The organism is Alkalibacillus filiformis (assembly GCF_030814115.1).
Lineage (GTDB): Bacteria > Bacillota > Bacilli > Bacillales > Alkalibacillaceae > Alkalibacillus > Alkalibacillus filiformis.
In genome coordinates this window covers 35187-53144 of record NZ_JAUSUP010000013.1, presented here as the reverse complement: position 1 = coordinate 53144, position 17958 = coordinate 35187, and the positions used below count along the sequence as shown (strand labels likewise).

13 protein-coding genes are annotated in these 17958 nt (G+C 34.9%); 9 read left to right on the top strand and 4 right to left on the bottom strand.

Annotated elements, in window-relative coordinates:
• Nucleotides 1–102: 102 nt before the first annotated feature.
• Nucleotides 103–2640, bottom strand: coding sequence for an SH3 domain-containing protein (locus J2R98_RS12905; protein WP_307069644.1), 2538 nt, complete (start codon nucleotides 2638–2640; stop codon nucleotides 103–105).
• A 161-nt stretch (nucleotides 2641–2801) separates the two neighbouring features.
• Nucleotides 2802–3467 carry an O-antigen ligase family protein gene (locus J2R98_RS12900; protein WP_307069642.1) on the bottom strand — a complete coding sequence of 222 codons (666 nt, stop codon included), beginning with the start codon at nucleotides 3465–3467 and terminating at the stop codon, nucleotides 2802–2804.
• Nucleotides 3468–4110: 643 nt separating this feature from the next.
• Here J2R98_RS12900 and J2R98_RS12895 point away from each other — a divergent pair.
• The 3 genes from J2R98_RS12895 to tagH all read left to right on the top strand — a co-directional run bounded on the left by J2R98_RS12895 (nucleotide 4111) and on the right by tagH (nucleotide 7011).
• On the top strand, nucleotides 4111–5304 hold the full coding sequence (locus tag J2R98_RS12895) for a CDP-glycerol glycerophosphotransferase family protein (RefSeq protein WP_307069640.1): 1194 nt from the start codon (nucleotides 4111–4113) through the stop codon (nucleotides 5302–5304).
• A gap of 81 nt (nucleotides 5305–5385) precedes the next feature.
• A complete protein-coding gene (locus J2R98_RS12890; RefSeq protein WP_307069639.1) occupies nucleotides 5386–6192 on the top strand; it encodes an ABC transporter permease in 807 nt (268 codons plus the stop codon).
• 18 nt (nucleotides 6193–6210) lie between these two features.
• Complete coding sequence (gene tagH / locus J2R98_RS12885) at nucleotides 6211–7011, top strand: teichoic acids export ABC transporter ATP-binding subunit TagH (RefSeq protein WP_307069637.1); 801 nt, start codon at nucleotides 6211–6213, stop codon at nucleotides 7009–7011.
• A 72-nt stretch (nucleotides 7012–7083) separates the two neighbouring features.
• On the opposite strand, the gene J2R98_RS12880 is transcribed toward tagH, so the two are convergent.
• Together J2R98_RS12880 and J2R98_RS12875 are read right to left on the bottom strand one after the other, a co-directional pair.
• A complete protein-coding gene (locus J2R98_RS12880; protein ID WP_307069635.1) occupies nucleotides 7084–8253 on the bottom strand; it encodes a glycosyltransferase family 4 protein in 1170 nt (389 codons plus the stop codon).
• A gap of 2 nt (nucleotides 8254–8255) precedes the next feature.
• Nucleotides 8256–9677 (bottom strand): O-antigen ligase family protein, encoded by a 1422-nt coding sequence (locus J2R98_RS12875; RefSeq protein ID WP_307069633.1) that lies wholly within the window; start codon nucleotides 9675–9677, stop codon nucleotides 8256–8258.
• 36 nt (nucleotides 9678–9713) lie between these two features.
• Here J2R98_RS12875 and J2R98_RS12870 point away from each other — a divergent pair, with 36 nt between their 5' ends.
• From J2R98_RS12870 to J2R98_RS12845, 6 genes are all read left to right on the top strand, one after another.
• A complete protein-coding gene (locus tag J2R98_RS12870; RefSeq protein ID WP_307069631.1) occupies nucleotides 9714–10457 on the top strand; it encodes a WecB/TagA/CpsF family glycosyltransferase in 744 nt (247 codons plus the stop codon).
• Nucleotides 10458–10463: 6 nt separating this feature from the next.
• Nucleotides 10464–11570: a glycosyltransferase family 4 protein gene (locus J2R98_RS12865; protein ID WP_307069629.1), complete on the top strand. Its 1107-nt coding sequence runs from the start codon at nucleotides 10464–10466 to the stop codon at nucleotides 11568–11570.
• Between the two features lie 79 nt (nucleotides 11571–11649).
• On the top strand, nucleotides 11650–12705 hold the full coding sequence (locus J2R98_RS12860; protein WP_307069627.1) for a glycosyltransferase family 4 protein: 1056 nt from the start codon (nucleotides 11650–11652) through the stop codon (nucleotides 12703–12705).
• A gap of 23 nt (nucleotides 12706–12728) precedes the next feature.
• Nucleotides 12729–14855, top strand: coding sequence for a bifunctional glycosyltransferase/CDP-glycerol:glycerophosphate glycerophosphotransferase (locus tag J2R98_RS12855; protein ID WP_307069625.1), 2127 nt, complete (start codon nucleotides 12729–12731; stop codon nucleotides 14853–14855).
• A 179-nt stretch (nucleotides 14856–15034) separates the two neighbouring features.
• Nucleotides 15035–15967 carry a Wzz/FepE/Etk N-terminal domain-containing protein gene (locus tag J2R98_RS12850; protein WP_307069623.1) on the top strand — a complete coding sequence of 311 codons (933 nt, stop codon included), beginning with the start codon at nucleotides 15035–15037 and terminating at the stop codon, nucleotides 15965–15967.
• Nucleotides 15968–16103: 136 nt separating this feature from the next.
• Nucleotides 16104–17936: a polysaccharide biosynthesis protein gene (locus J2R98_RS12845; protein WP_307069622.1), complete on the top strand. Its 1833-nt coding sequence runs from the start codon at nucleotides 16104–16106 to the stop codon at nucleotides 17934–17936.
• Nucleotides 17937–17958: the final 22 nt, after the last annotated feature.

The window sequence follows — 17958 nt, the reverse complement described above, 5'->3', positions numbered from 1 at the left end:
AAGAAAGTACGTGCTTAATATAAAATTGAACCGCCGTATACGGAACCGTACGTACGGTGGTGTGAGAGGTCGGAGGTTAATCACCTCCTCCTACTTGATTATTTATCTAATTTCACGAATGTAATCTCCGCTCACCCATCCAGTTTCTGAACTGTCAGTTAGATGAACTTTATACCATCCATCTTCTTTAACCATTGAGCCACTTTCCATTACTGCATTAGCATAAGAACTTTTAGCTAATGAACCAATAATGTTTCCGTCAGCTACTTCAGGTTCAGAACGAACGTTCAGTGAAGTCGAAGATGTATTAACTTGTAGCAAGTTATCTAAATCTACATGATTACTATGAACCCATCCAGTTTGGTTATTATGCTTAACTTGATACCAAATGTCATTACCGCTTACTTCCTGACCGACAGCATATCCTAATACATCGATTTCTGTACCGTTAGAAATTGACCCAAGTACTGAATCGGATGTAGAAGGACCACTACGGAAGTCCAAGGAGCTAGCAGTAGTAGTTCCTGTTGTTTCACTTGGGTAAGATGCTACTTCACTAGGTTGATCAGTTTCACCACTGTATTCAGGGATATCAAAGAATAAAGTATAGTTATCTATTGAACTATACAGGTTAGCTATACGATGTGTTTGGCCAATAGCCCAGTTGACATCAGTAGCATATTGGTCATCACCTGGGCTTTCAGGATTCCACCTCATCTTATATAGTGTATCCTGTCCAGAGTCTAAGTACCTTTGTCTGATAAACTCAGCTCCGCCAATGACAGCTTTACCAGGTGTATCCCAACCTTGTTCGTACGCATGTTCTGCTCCACACTCTACAGGACATCTGTCATATGCAGCAATACCATACATGTTATAAACAGTTGTTCCGTTGTACTCTACACCTTGAGCTAATTCAGAAGTACCGTTACCAGTTTCGTGTAATGCATGAGCAATTAAATAAACCTCATTTACATCATAGTCACGGCCTGCTCGTACAAAATCACTACCAGTACCTCGTAATGTACCCTTATCATGTAGCAAGTTTTGGTCTAACTCATTAGCATCAAGGCCTGCAGGTTGTGATAAGACTAAATACTGGAAAAAACTATTGGCATTGTTGTCGGAGAAGTTGTCGGGATTTGCATAATAAATGACGTCTTCTCTAGTAGCGTCTTTGAAGCCACCATTATCCCAAATTTGTGGACTGCGAGCCATCCATTTATCAACAGCATCATTAAAGTCTCGATCATACTGTGTTGTATCTTCGACTCTAGCGTCTGTATTTACATCGTCACGATGGATATAACCGGTTTGTGGCTCACCATCAATAATAACAGTCGCTTCATACCAAGAATCAGAAAATGTTCTAAAAAGTAATGTTCGGTTTTCATCATAAGACCTTAGGACGCTTGAATCTCTCGAAGCACCACTATAAACATTTGTCGGATCTTTAACTGCTGCACCTTGTAAACTCTCTTGGGTATTATAGGCATTCTCTACATCATCCACATTAATGTAACCAATTTGTTTTTGACCATCAACAAATACAACAGCTTCATGCCAGTTATCTGATAATGAACGATACATTAATACAGAGCCTTCATTGTAGGATCTTAACACATCAGCATTTCTTGATAGGTAAGAGTACACATTAGTATTACTCTCTGTAGCGATACCTCTTAAGCTAACTTGACTATCTAACTTCGAGTCAACATCATCACGGTGGATATAACCAGTTTGTCGCTCACCGTTAATGAAAACTATTGCCTCGTACCACTCAGAAGAGTACGTTTTATAGATTAGCGATGTACCAGTGCTATATGAACGAAATGTGCTTGAATTACGGGAAGCACGGCTATAAACATTAGTTGTATCCTTTGCAATGCCTTCAAGAGTTGTTTGGTTGTCAACTAGATTGTCAACATCATCACGGTGGATATAACCAGTTTGTCGTTCACCGTTAATAATGACGATAGCCTCATACCACTCAGAAGAGAAAGTCTTGTAGTACAGTACTCGACCTTGAGCGTACGAACGTAGAGTACTTGCATCACGACTTGCTCTACTGTACACATGTGTACGATCAGCTAATGCTACGCCTTGAAGTGACTCTTGACTGTCAACCTTACTTTCTACATCACTTGCGTTTATGTAGACTGTCTCGCGTTCACCATTTCGAATAATGATTGCCTTATACCATTCAGATGTATAAGTTTGATAGTAAAGAAGTCTTCCTTCCGCATATGAGCGTGGAGAGCTAGAGTCTGTTGAAGCTTTACTATAAACAGGGGTGCGGTCTTTTAATGCGATCCCTTGTAGACTTGATGGATTACTGGTAGAAGTTTCTACATCTGATGCATTAATGTAACCTATCTTCCTCTCACCATCTACAAAGACAACGGCTTCATACCAATTTTCAGAATACGATTTGTAAAGAAGGATACTACCTTCTGAGTAGCTTCGTAAAACGTCAGAATTACGGTTAGTTGATTCATATACATGGGTGCGATCCTTCAAAGCTACACCTTCTAAAGTATCGCCACTAGCTTGAGACTGATGTGCACCACTCAAACTAAGAATAGTTATAATTAATGCCATCACAGATAACTGTAAGATGCGATTAAATTCAATTTTCAATTAGCTTCCCTCCAAAAATTATTAATTTTGGATAGGAACTTAGTAATTTAGTAGAAATAGATTGCTAGACTGTAAGTACACTCCTTTCTATCAAATAGAGTAACAATCTTGTAAGAATTATAACATATTTAGTCGAATATCCTACATTGAATTTAATAATTTTATAGATTTTTGTCAGTTTTTGTATAATTATCTTTGAAGCTTATACCGATACAAATAATTAGCCATTGAAATAGTCCAAACCATGTATTGTTAATAAACAAGCTCATTTCAAGTGATTGATATACTAGAATGCCGACAAAGAAACTCATAGACCAAACTGTAACACCATGATTCAAATTCTTTAATAGTAAAAGCCATAGACTTAATAAAAGGCCAATTAATATGACGAAGCCAATAAATCCTGACTCTAACATAGTCTGTAAAAATTGGTTATGTGATGTTAGTTGATAAGATGTAATATCTCTAGCATGGACACCGACACCGTGCCCAATCACTGGAGAAGCCATTATTGCTTCCCATAACTCTGCCCACAAACCACTTCTTCCTGAGAAAAAGTTTTTAGAAAAATGTTCACGGGATTGATCATTAAGCCAATCACCTAATCGAGTGCCTTCTAACTGAATGTATAGAAATACAAGTGTAAATGACGTACCAATAGTAATCCCAAATAAGTGCTTGCTCTTCTCTCTGTAAAATTTAATAACAATAAATGAAATTAATGAAACTAGTAATGCTAGCCATACAGCTCTTGATGTAGTAACGTATACCAAAACAACGTTAAGGCAGATTGTTATATAGAAATAAGATTTGTAAATTAAAGGCATGAATCTAATTGCTATAATCTGAAAGAAGATTAAACAAAATGCAACTATTCCCAGGCCGTTTGGATTTCTAAATATGCTCTGAAATCTGTTAGTAGGGTTATCAAGTACTTGCCAATGTATAAAGATTAAAATTACAATAAAACTAGCAACAAAACCGATATTTATAATCAGTTTTGGAGACCAAGTAACTTTAGCGAAAGCAATTATAATTAAGAGAGAAAATATTAATTCAATGAAAGTTGAATTTTCATTAAAATTAGAGTTATAAATATGGCTTACTAAATTAATAATAATAAATAAACCTGATGCAATGTATAAGTATATAAATTTATCCAATATACCTTTCCAATAGTTCTTGTTAATAATAAGATATAAAACTATTAGAATAGCACTTAAATATAATGTGTAATCGGTTGTTGTAAGGCCGACTTCTCTAATGTCACTAGCGAAATTGGTTGAAACAATTATATTTATAGGTAGAAGGGAAAGTAATATGATTAAGAGTAATTTGAATAATTGGCTTAAATGCTCATGAATGTTCATTTAAAAGGCTCCTTTTGTTTCATCCAATATAAATCTCTTAAGTTATTATATACTGTTAACGCAATGTTCAAAAGGGATGAATTAATAGAAGAGGTGAGAAATGTTGGTTAGTAAGGTTATAAAAAGGATCTTATCAGGTAGTAAAATGCAGAAAATATACAAAATCATTTTTAAAATAGTTGGTGAATTACCAAAAAAAAGCAGTTTAGTCGTATTCGAAAGTTTTCATGGTAAACAATATAGTGATAGTCCTAGGGCAATTTTCGAATACATGAGTGAAAATACACCTAACGCACAACTCGTTTGGAGTGTTGATCGTCGCCATACTAAATTATTTGAAGGTCTAAATATTCCATATATTAAACGATTTACAATCAAGTGGTTTCTAACGATGCCTAGAGCGAAATATTGGGTGAACAACGTCCGACTACCTAATTGGTTGCCGAAACCGAAGAAGACGGAGTATGTTCAGACTTGGCACGGAACACCATTAAAAAGGTTAGGAGTAGACATCAAAGAAATTCATATGCCAGGGACAGATACAGGACGATATAAACGAAACTTTATAACGGAATCAAGCAATTGGGATTACTTAGTATCACCAAATGCATACTCAACAGAAATCTTTACAAGAGCTTTTAGTTTCAACGGTCAAGTGTTAGAAACAGGTTATCCACGTAATGATTTCTTATATAATTACACTCAACGCGATGTAAGCGTAGTCAAAGAACAATTAAATATACCAAAGGATAAAAAAGTAATATTATACGCACCAACATGGCGTGATAACCAATTTTACAGTGTAGGACAATATAAGTTTGATATTAAATTAGACCTTAATCGAATGAAAGAGCAATTAGGCAATGAATACGTAATCCTCTTAAGAATGCACTATTTAATCTCAGAAAATATTGACTTAACTGAGTATGAAGGGTTTGCGTATGACGTTTCTAATTACTTGGATATAAGAGAGCTTTATGTAATTTCAGATATATTAATTACTGATTATTCTTCTGTGTTTTTCGACTTTGCGAACTTGAAACGCCCTATTATTTTTTACGTCTATGATTTAGATGAGTATCGCGATCATTTAAGAGGGTTCTACTTCGATTTAGAGCAAGAAGCGCCAGGTCCTTTAGTGAAAAATACTGAACAAGTAATTTCACATATTCAAGCAGTATCTAAAGATAATGATTTAAGTGTTTCATATCAACAATTTTACAGTACGTTTTGCGGTATAGAAGATGGAGAGGCTTCGAAACGAGTTGTAGAAGCTTTTTATAACGATAAATAAATTCTTGAAAATGTATAGAAACTATAAGATAATACAGATTGTTTAACATTTTAGTATGCTCATTAGAAAGTAGGAATAACAATGAGAGCAGGTATAACTGTTCTAATGGAACAGATTAAATATTTTTACTTAGTTAGAAGGCTTTCTGTTTATGAACTGAAAAGTACAACGATGAATACATATTTAGGGATGGCTTGGGAATTAATTAACCCAATGATCCAGATCTCAATCTTTTGGTTTGTTTTTGGTTACGGTATTCGTCAAAGAGAACCAATCGAAGACGTTCCTTTCTTTCAGTGGATGTTAGCAGGAATTGTTGTTTGGTTTTTAATTAACAACGGTGTGTTGAAAGGTTCTAAAGCGATTTATTCAAAGATTAAAATGCTTTCTAAAATGAATTTTCCAATGAGTGTGATCCCTAATTACGTCATATTTTCGCAATTATATCCCCACTTAGTGCTCTTATTAATCGTTATGGTCGTGTTACAGTTTGCTGGCTATCCAATATCGGTGTATTATTTGCAGTTACCAATATATATGTTTGCTGTTATGGCATTACTGTTTAGTATTTCATTAATCACTTCAACACTCTCTACTATTGCACAAGATGTTCAAATGTTTTTGCAATCCATTATGAGGATGTTGTTATATTTATCTCCAATCCTATGGCCACCAACCCGTTTACCAGAATGGCTACAGATGGTCATGATGATTAATCCTTTTTACTATATTGTTGAGGGTTATAGGCAATCTTTATTAGGTGGAGAATGGTTCTTTATTGCAAACTGGGAATATTCATTATATTTCTGGTCATTAGTAATCGTATTATTTTTATTCGGTTCCTACTTACATGTTAAATTTAGAAGACATTTTGTAGATTTCTTATGATTAGGGTGTGTGGCTTAAATGAGTAAGTCTGTCATTGTTGAAAATGTATATAAAAAATATAAACTATATAGTAAACGCTCAGAGAGAATGCTAGACCTGCTTCTCCCTGGCAAAGATTACGGTGAAGATTTTTATGCTTTACAAAATGTTTCTTTCGATGTAGAACATGGTGACATTGTTGGCTTCGTAGGCGTTAATGGTTCAGGAAAGTCAACATTGGCCAATATCGTGGCTGGCGTTATACCTCAAACCGAAGGGGAAGTGAAACTTGATGGCCAAGCGTCACTGATTGCTGTAAATGCAGGGTTAGACAAGAAGTTGACTGGACGAGAGAACATTGAATTAAAATTGTTAATGCTTGGATTTAATAAAACGGAAATTGCGAGCATGGAAGAAGACATCATTGAGTTTTCAGAATTAGGCAAGTTTATCGATCAACCAGTGAAATCATACTCGAGTGGAATGAAATCTCGTCTCGGCTTCTCAATCTCGATTAATATTGACCCTGATATCTTATTAATCGATGAAGCATTGTCGGTAGGGGATAAAACCTTCGCGCAAAAGAGTCTAGATAAGATGAAGGAATTTAAGGAATCTGGCAAAACGATGTTCTTTGTCAGCCATTCGATTGGGCAAATGAAGGAGTTTTGTGAGAAGATTCTTTGGCTAGAATTTGGTGAAGTTAAGATGTACGGTGACGTTAATGAAGTTCTTCCGCAATATGAAGAGTTTTTAAATCATTATAAAAAGATGTCTAAAAAAGAGAAAAAAGATTTCCGAAAACAAGCCCTTGCGAAACAAAGTGCCAAGCTAGAATAGCATTTAATAAAACCACAGAATTCGTTCTGTGGTTTTTCATATCTAAGAAATATATTGAAAGCAGTCGATCATCTATTTCTTTTCAGAGGCCTGTACATATATTTGCTCAAAATGTGCTGTTGCTGTATCAAGTGCATGGTTTTTTTTAATGTATCGATAGCTTGAGGATGCTATTTGGTTATACAGGTTAGAATCTCTTAACAAAATATTAATATGTTCAGCTAATTCATTATAGTTTTCATTTTCGAACAACATGCCATTGTCAGAGTGATTAATCATCTCTTTTAATCCTCCTACTCCACCTGCTATGACAGGTTTCTTGGCAGCCATCCCTTCTAATGCTGCGATAGATGTGGCTTCTTCAACACCCTTTGAGTGGATAGAAGGTACTATAACGACATCGCAACCTTGAAATAGGGATCTCATATCATGATGGGGAACTGACCCAAGAAACATAACGTTAGATTCAATGTTAAGTTCTTTCACTTTATTTTTTAAACGCTCTAAAAGTTCACCACTACCAGCATAAACGAGCTGAACATGTGGGTGCTCCTCTAAAATAGTCGGTAATGCGAGTGATGGAAGGATCACACCATTCTTCTCAGTTAGCCTTCTTGGAACTAGTAGTATTTTTTTGTTGTTAGATATGTTGTACTTTGTAAATGTATTTTCGATCTGTTCTTGAGAAGTGTTAAAGAGTTCTAGGTCAATAAAATTCCTGATTACATTTCCTTCAATGCTTACTTCTTTCTTTATATAATCTTTTATACGTTGATCGACACAAATAATGTCATCTGCAGATTGATAGGCATCTCTTTCTATTTCTTTAGCCTTAATGGCTGACTTGCTATTTTCTTTATAAGCACCTCTACTAATGGCTTCAAAAGTATAATAGCCATGAACGGTTTCAACGATTTTTATACCCATCTCTTTACAAGCTAATGTGGCAAACACATCCTGCGTGTTAATAACATCATATTGACTAGATTCATTGTTAATTAAATTCTTTAGCAAATTCATCCTTAGTTGATCACCAAGTAGTTGCCCCTTTCCTTTCCTGAACTTATTTACAATAAAACTTCTCCCGCGAATACTTGTGGTGTCTCGTTTAGAAAAGTCGCTACCAGATATAATATCAACTGTATGACCTCTTGTTTCTAAACCTTTTTTTAAAGTTGTCATATGGGTGGATAGTCCACCTTCGTGTGGGTAGTTAAATATTGTCGCAATTAAAATACGCATCGTTAAGACACATCCTTAAAGTTGTTAAAATTAATTAAATAACCTAAAATGGTAAAATAATACACCATAAAAACTTGATCTTCTAAAATGTTGTAAAAACTAGCCAATATTAATAAAACAATGGTGAGCATAATTAAAGTAGCTCGTTCTCTATGTCCTATTATAGGAAATAGTTTTTTGAGCAGTGACACGATCAAAGCAATTAATAAGATAATACCTGTAATACCAGTTGAAGCTAGAATGTTAACGTACTGATTGTCTGAATAGATTCTACTTTCTATTTCATATTGTTCGTAAATTGGAGAGCCATACCTTAAAGTTGCGGCATCACCAAACGTACCAAACCCATGGCCTAAAACTGGACTATTCTTAAATAGTTCTAAACCTTTAATGACAATGTAAATGCGCCCCCACTCTGTACTTGCTTGAATCGTATCGTCTGATAGCATAGTAGTGATTCTTTGAAAGAAACTATCATATTGACTTGATTGCTCGGGAGATTCTTCAATATGTTCATCACTCTCAATAGGGTGTATATTGGAAGTCCAGTTGCTTGTAGCTGGATAGTATATAAAAGTGAAAGCAAGTATTGCTGATAGTGTTAGTTTTTGTAATGTCTTTAAGTCTCTTGTTAAGACTAGATAAATAGCAAAGCCGACTGCAAAAGCAATAAAAGCACCACGTGAAACGGTCAGTAAGGTGGTCCCTAATATAATTGGACGAATGATTGGATAGAGTCGAGTAATTTTTGAATCGTTTTGAATTGGCAAGAAACTGAGCCAAAAAACAATTAATAAATATGTAGCTAAAACATTAGGATTAGCAAGCATTCCATATACCCGCTCTGCATTTACTGATGCTAGTTCCCATTCACTCCAAGTTTCAGGGAATAAATATGTTCTTGAAAATACTTTCTCAACAATTCCGTGTAAACTTAAAATTAATGCAGTGATCATGGACGTGTTTACAATTCTTGATAAGTCTTTTGGTTGCCAATAATTAGAACATAAAATGTAGACTAGTAACGACATAATGCCGAGCGTTCTTAATTGAAATATAATAGATGCAAGGGGAACATTTGACACTATTGCAGTAGCTGCACCAAAAGCTAAGAATAAATAAAAATAAACCATAAAGTGAGACTTTAAAAATATCGTTTTAAGCCTGTCTCGCTCAATGAAGATGACTTGTAAGAAAGATAGAACGATAATTGCGTCACCAAGAAATAATAGACCTGTGTTGAATTCAGTTATAAACGGCCTTATTGGGAAATAAATAAAGAGAAATACTATATTAGTCTTTAGCTGAAGCAAATTAGTCAATATAATAATTGTAATTATGTAACCCCATAATGGGTTCGTAATGATTAAACAAGATGCTATAAGCGCAATGTATATAAATAATAAGATATAAGAAAACCTCATCAAAACACTCCAGTTTAAATAGAAAGGGACTTTAGTATGGATTTAAAAAAACATGTAACTATCTTAGGGGTACCATTCGTCTATATAACAAAGAAACAATTTTTAGAAACAGTTGTATACAGATCAGTAGAGAAACAAGAGAAACAAATGATTGTTACAGCCAATCCGGAAATCGTTATGTATGCTCAAGAAGATTCGAACTATAAAGAAATCGTCTCAAAAGCTGACTATGTCGTTGCTGATGGGATCGGTATTATTATTGCCTCTAAAATTATAAAAAAAACGTTACCAGAACGAATTCCTGGTTTTGAGTTAGTAGAAGAAATGCTTGCTTACGCAGACAAACAAAAAAAGTCAATCTACTTATTTGGTGCAAAAGAATCTGTCTTATATAAAACAGTTGACAATATTAAGAACAGCTATCCAAATTTAACGATAGCTGGCTTTCATCATGGTTATATCGACTCATTTGACCCAACAGTCATTAACGAAGTAGAAGAAACTCAGCCAGACTTTATATTAGTAGCCTTAGGTTTTCCAAAACAGGAAGAATGGATATACGAAAATAAGTCTAAACTAAATAAAGGTATATGGGTTGGGGTTGGAGGAAGTTTTGATGTGTTAGCGGGAGAGGTTAAACGAGCACCGAAACTGTGGCAGAAACTATACCTTGAATGGTTCTATCGCTTATTGGCGGATCCAACTCGGTTTAAAAGAGTAATAAAACTGCCGTTGTTTCTTATTCATGTATTAAGGGGAAAATTTAGCCGTAAAGGATGACCCTTATTGCGTGTTTTACATTTGAATGCAGGGAATGAAACAGGTGGAGGTATGTTTCATATACTGTCTTTACTATCAAAGTTCCCAAAAGAGGAAGTTGTGTTAGGAGTTTTTGAAGAAGGTGAGCTTTACCACAAAGCTAAGGAAAAAGGTATTAATACAATTATGTTTAAACAAAGGCACCAAGGTGATTTATCGATCCTTAGTGAATTAACAAGATATATTAGAGATCATAACTTTAACTTTATTCATACTCATGGCCCTAGAGCTGCCTTTTTGATGGCTTTAATTAAAAAGCAGATTTCACAACCTTTAATTACAACGATTCATAGTAGTCCCTGTGACGATTTTAAGGGGAAAGGTATTAAAGGTTGGGTATGTCATCAATTGCACAAGTGGTCGTTTAAGTATGTCGATCATTTTCTAGTTGTCTCTAACAATTTTTCTAACTTAATGCAAAAGAAGTATAAAGTCCCACAAGAAAAAATTTCAGTCGTCTTAAATGGTCTGAATTTCGATGATTCATACGAAGGATATAATCGAGAAGACTTTGGCTTAAATGAAAGTGATTTTATTATTATGATGGTTGCAAGGTTAGAGCCAGTGAAACAGCATAAGATGGCAATAGAAGCGTTTCGTCAATTTAACATGGATAACCCTTCTTCTAAATTAATTTTAGTTGGCGATGGTTCTGAGCAGGAGAAGATAAGTTCTCTAATTGAGAAGTTTAACTTAGATAATCATGTATGGATGTTAGGCAGAAGGAATGATGTTAACCGTTTGTACGGCTTATCAGACATTGTGTTATTAACGTCTAAAAGTGAAAGCTTCCCGCTTGTGTTATTAGAGGCGGCGAGAGCTAAAGTTCCGGTTGTCACAACTAATGTAGGAGACGTTAAAACTTTAATTCCAACGAAAGACCACGGCTGGATTGTAGAATCAGACCAACATGAGGCATTTGTTAAAACATTTAATGAAGCACACTTATTAAAGAACCGTAACAAACTATCTAATAATGGCGAACGACTTTATGATTTCGCTTCCAAACATTTCTCATTAGAGAAGTTTTATGAAAACACGAAAAGAATATATAAATCAATTAGACTAAATTAAACTTATCATTTATCTCTGTCAATTTTTATAAGATATATGATACAATATGTTTCGATATTTTTGTGAGAAGGTGACTAACATGCAAGAGTTAGTTGTTATATTTTTAGTAACAGCAATAATGACACTTATTACAACACCGCTTGTTATACGTATGTCTAAAAAAGTAGGTATTGTTGATCGACCAAACGATCGTAAAAAACATGATGGTGAAATCCCGCTATTGGGCGGTTTAGCTATAATTATTCCAGTCTTTGTAGTAGGGATTTTCTTACAATTGGAAGATCCATACTTAGGGGCAGTCGTACTTGGTGCAATCTTAATCATTCTCTCTGGAATAGCAGATGATGTATACTCATTAAAACCATTAACAAAACTCTTAGTCCAGTTAACGGCTGCGGTTATCGTAATTTCTTCAGGTTTAATGATTGAAACGTTAACAGTACCGTTTTTAGGTAGTGTTGATTTAGGCATTCTTAGTTTTATTGTTACTCTCCTGTGGATTGTAGGTGTAACCAATGCATTGAACTTGATCGATGGATTGGATGGCTTAGCTGGCGGAGTAGCAGCAATTGCATTTGGTAGTATTCTAATTATGGCAATTGCTGATGGTGTCACAGTTGTGATCTATTTAAGTATTCTATTCCTTGCGAGTTTATTAGGGTTTTTAGTCTACAATTTCTATCCTGCAAAGATCTTCTTAGGGGATACAGGGTCTTTATTTATTGGTTACTCATTAGCTGTTATTTCTATGATGGGACTATTTAAGAACGTAACGGTGTTTAGTTTCATTGTACCGATCATTGTATTAATGATCCCAATCTTTGATACTTTGTTTGCGATTGTAAGAAGAGCGATTAATAAGCAGCATATAATGACGGCTGACCGTATGCACATCCATTATGTGCTACTAGGTATGGGATTCGGCCATCGCAACACAGTGTTGATCATTTATGCTTTTAGTGCTGCATTCGGAGCACTTGCGATCATTTTCACTAATGCTACTATGATTTTATCTCTAATTATTATGGCAATCCTTGTTATTATTTTGCATTTATTGGCAGAGTTGACAGGGCTAGTTTATGGTGGAAAAACACCATTACTTAACCAATTAAAACGGTTAATCGGTTCAAAGTAACAAGGGAGAGGTGTTGTTCGTAGATGAAAAAAGTATCAGTAATCGTACCATTTTATAATACAGAGAAACACTTACAGGATTGCCTAAATTCGATCTTACACCAAACATATAGTCATTTAGAGATTATCTTGATCAATGATCAATCGACTGATCAAAGCCTATCTGTCGCAAAGGAATTGCAAAAGGAAGATTCAAGGGTAGAAGTTATCGAAAATGAAACGAATATGGGTGTAGGTTATTCGAGAAACATTGGACTAGATCAAGCGACAGGGGATTATGTATACTTTGTCGATAGTGATGATGTGATTCATGAAGAAGCAATCAGAGTGCTAGTTGAAGAAGTAGGGGACGAGCATGTTATAGCAGGTAGCGTATCAACAATTAATGATTTATACCAAATAGAAGAATTTGAACAAAATGATGAAATACAGATTAAGAGAAGGAAGACTTCAAAAGTCTTTAAATCTAGATCCGTATTAAAGGGTCTTTATTCCTTGGAATTCATTCGCGAACATAACATTAGGTTTTATGAAGACTCGAGGTTATACTCAGATTATACATTTATGTACAAATTAATTGAGTTAGAACCATATATTAACTACACAAGAGATAGTCGCTACTTTAGAAAGAATCGTATTGATCGTGTGACTAATCCGAATCTTGTTCTAACTCCACGTTACGAGAAAATCGATCATTATGCATATATGTTCCATTCCGTTAAAGAACAGTATGAGGGCAACCCAACTATGCAAAAGTTAATCGATTCAGACTTTCTCAACTTCTACCGAAAGACAGCGGTACTTCACTTAAAAGAGCCAGAAGATTTTAATCACACATTTTCAGTGCTGTCAGAAGCATTTAAACAAGTACCCAAAAGTTCATATAATAAATTGAACTTTATATTAAAAAAAGAAATTAACTATTTAAAGCAAGGTGACCAAGCCAAGTTTTTAAAATGGTTTAACCTACATGATGAGATGCGACTATTAAAGCGGGGATTTAAAGGTTTCGGTTCATTAAAGAAATATTTATTTAAAAGAGTCTTCAAGAAAATGGACTTAAAGGAACAAACCGTTGTGTTCGAAAGTTTCATGGGGAAAAGTTATGGATGTAATCCAAAGGCTATACATGAACATATGCACAATAACAATCACGACTATCAATTCATATGGATTCATGCTAATGATAAGTTGGACATTCCAGGTAAGCCTAAACAAATAAAACGCTTCTCACTTGCCTATTATTACTATATGGCTAGAGCGAAATATTGGGTGTTTAATACAAGAGTCCCTAAACATGTTACTAAACGAGAAGATACGATCCTTCTGCAGACGTGGCATGGAACTCCATTAAAACGATTAGGGTTAGATATTGAAAATGTCCAAATGCCAGGTACTGACACAGGAAAGTATCGCAAGAACTTCACAGACGAAGTAAGTCGCTGGGATTATTTAATATCACCTAACCAATACTCAACCGATATATTTAAGCGAGCTTTTATGTTTGAGCAAGAGATGTTGGAAACGGGTTATCCGAGAAATGATGTGTTGCAACAAAATAGTCAAGAACGAGCAGAGCGAATTAAAGAAAGTTTAGGTATGCCGAAAGAGAAGAAAGTGATCTTATACGCTCCAACGTGGAGAGATAATCAATATATTGATAAAGGGCAATATAGTTTTGAATTACCGTTAGATTTAGATGAAATGCAAGAGCAGTTATCTGATGATTATGTAATTGTACTTAAGCTACATTATTTAATTGCAAATCAATTAGATCTAACAGAGTATCCAAGCTTTGCCTTTGATTTATCCAAACATGATGATATAGCAGAGTTGTATTTAATCTCAGATATACTTATTACTGATTATTCATCTGTATTTTTTGATTATGCGAACTTGAGAAGGCCGATCTTATTCTACACTTATGATTTGGAAGATTATAAAGATGATTTACGTGGTTTCTATTTTGATATGGAAACAGGAGTCCCTGGTCCATTATTAAAAACAAATGAAGAAGTCATTGAAGCAATAGAAAATATAGAAGATGTGGCTATGAAGTATGAGGAGCGATATGAACAATTTTATGCAAAGTTTTGTGCATGGGAAGATGGTCAAGCATCGAAGAAGGTCATTGACCAAGTCTTTAAATAGCTGTGATTACTAAGTCGTTATAGTAAATTTACTATAACGACTTTTTTTATTCATATACTCACAAATAATGACAAATTCCAATAATCTTCTTATCAGTTATATGTTTCTATGGTATACTAATTTGCGATTGAATTTACATAATATTTAGTAATAGAAAAGTAGAATAAAGGGTGGAGAGTATGAAGGAAGAAGAAATTAGTCTTAGGGAGATTATTGATACGTTATGGTCAGGTAAGTGGATTATAGCAAGTATTACTGCTGTTGCTTTAATCATTAGTGCAATGGTTAGTTTCCTTGTTATGTCACCGAGTTATGAAGCGGATACAACTGTTCGTATTAGTCAGCCGAATTACCAATTAGGGACAGCTTCAGATTATGTTGATGAAGTCATAGATACAGATATGTTTGTAAGAACGGCTCAGTCACCAGAAGTTCTATCTAACGTATTGGAAGAAGAAAACCTAGAAGGACGCTCTGTCAGTAGTCTAAGAGGGAGTCTGTCTTTTGAAGTAGAAGAAAGTGAAGATCCATCAGTAATTGATATGAATATCTCAGGTGGAGATTCATATGAAATTACTAACCTTCTTTATACAGTGATTAATGCTACAACGGATGAGTTGTCTAAGTCAGTAACTGATCGGTTGGCCCATTTAGAAGAACAATATGAAATGCAGATGCAAACAGAAGAAAATAGACTTCAAGAACAAATCAATGAGTATAATAACTTAAGAGCAGGTGAAGGGTTACCAACACTTGTGTTATTTGAAGATATTGCAAGTAGTTCGCAGTTTCTTTTAGAAGCTGATGAAGAAATGATGGAAGAGTTACACGATTTAGATAAAGTAGCACAAATTGAATTTGAGCAAATTAATGATGAAATAAGTCGACTATATAGTAATCACCAAACATATGTAGGATATTTAGAAGATGTAAGGTCAGCGCAAGCTGTTGATGTTGTTGGTGAATCTATACATGTTATATCTGAACCATTTTCAACAGGGAACCCTGTAAGTCCGAACAAAACATTGAATTTAGCTATTGCTTTAGTCTTAGGACTAATGGTTGGTGTTTTCGTCGTTTTCTTAAGAAGTTACTTGAAAGAATCGGAGTAAGGTGACACTTGTTGTCACCTTTTTCCATATCTTCAAAAGCTGTCGAATTGGGTTGGAAACTGTTAAAAACTGTGATATATTTTAACTAAACTTGTAGTACATAAGACTATTAATCTATATTTATCGGAGGGCGAACATGACTTATCGGAAGCGGATCGCGATATTAATGTCATTAGATTCAGCGATTGTTCTAACAGCTATATTCCTAAGTTCATATATTCTTTACAATACATTTGCTTTACGTGAAGATGTATTAATCATTTCAGCCATTGTATTGTTTTTATCACATCATGCTTTAGCCCTATTTTATGGACTTTACCAAAAAGCTTGGGAATATGCGAGTATTGGTGAATTGTTTATTATCTTTAACACTGTTACAGTATCGATTTTACTAGCGGCTTTAACCCAATATTTGTTCTACGGGAATATTATGTTACGTGCACTCCTCGTTACGTGGATGCTTCACATGTTAATGATCGGTGGTTCTCGCTTTGCTTGGCGTATGTTTCGTGATAACTGGTTTCAGAACATTAAAGGTAAGAAGCGGACTTTAATTATTGGAGCTGGTGCAGGTGGAACGATGGTCGTAAGACAACTACTATCCAGTCAGGAAAGTGACCTTCATCCTGTAGCATTTCTAGACGATGACCCTAAAAAAGAGAAGATTCAATTTTTAGGTGTTCCAGTTAAGGGGAAAGTGCAAGATGTCATAGAAGTGGTAAAACGTGAAAAAATTGAACATATCATTATAGCAGCACCATCAATGGATCGATTTAAACTGAACGAAGTCTTTGATTTATGTTCAGAGACTCAAATAAGAACGCAAACGATGCCTAAAATGGAAGATATCTTAACTGGTAAAGTGTCGGTTAACCAGTTTAAAGATGTTGAAGTAGAAGATTTATTAGGTCGGGAACCGGTTGAATTAGATATTGAAACTGTGTCTAAATACTTAACAAATAAAACAGTATTAATTACAGGTGCGGGTGGTTCAATTGGTTCTGAGATCTGTCGTCAAGTGAGTCAATTCTCACCTGATAAAATAATCCTGCTAGGCCATGGTGAGAATAGCATATATAAAATTGAACGAGAGCTAAGAGGAGAACTTAGTGGCAACTTCACGATTGAACCTGTCATTGCTGATATAAAAGATCGTGAGAGGATGTTTGGGTTAATGAAACATTACCAGCCAGATGTTGTGTACCATGCAGCGGCACATAAACACGTCCCTCTAATGGAATATAACCCATTAGAAGCTGTGAAAAATAATGTGTTCGGCACTAAAAATATTGCTGAAGCAGCGCATGAAGCGGGTATAGGTACTTTCGTATTAGTTTCATCTGATAAAGCTGTTAATCCAACGAATGTGATGGGTTCAACTAAGCGTGTTGCTGAAATGGTGATTCAACAACTAAACCAACAAAGTGATACAAATTTTGTAGCAGTTCGTTTTGGTAATGTATTAGGTAGTAGAGGAAGTGTAATTCCACTATTCAAGCAACAAATTGCTAAAGGTGGTCCTGTTACAGTTACGCATCCAGAAATGACAAGGTACTTTATGACCATACCAGAGGCTAGTCGGTTAGTGATTCAAGCTGGTGCTCTTGCTCGTGGTGGAGAAATTTTCGTACTAGATATGGGTGAACCAGTAAAGATTGTTGATTTAGCAAAGAACTTAATTAAATTATCAGGATTCACTGAAGATGAGATTGACATCGTTTACTCAGGTAAGCGCCCTGGGGAAAAGATGTATGAAGAATTGTTAAATAAAACCGAAGAGATGGAACGACAAGTGTTTCCTAAGATTTATATCGGTAAAAGTGTATTAAGTGAACAGCGACCAATTAATCAAATTACAAATGATTTGTTAAATATTGAACAAGAAGATGTCCGGGACTACCTTGTTAATTTAGCAAATGGTCGGTATGACAAAGTGGAGCCGTTATCTTATTTGAAAAGCTTATCTTAGAGACGTAGGTATTAGAACGTAG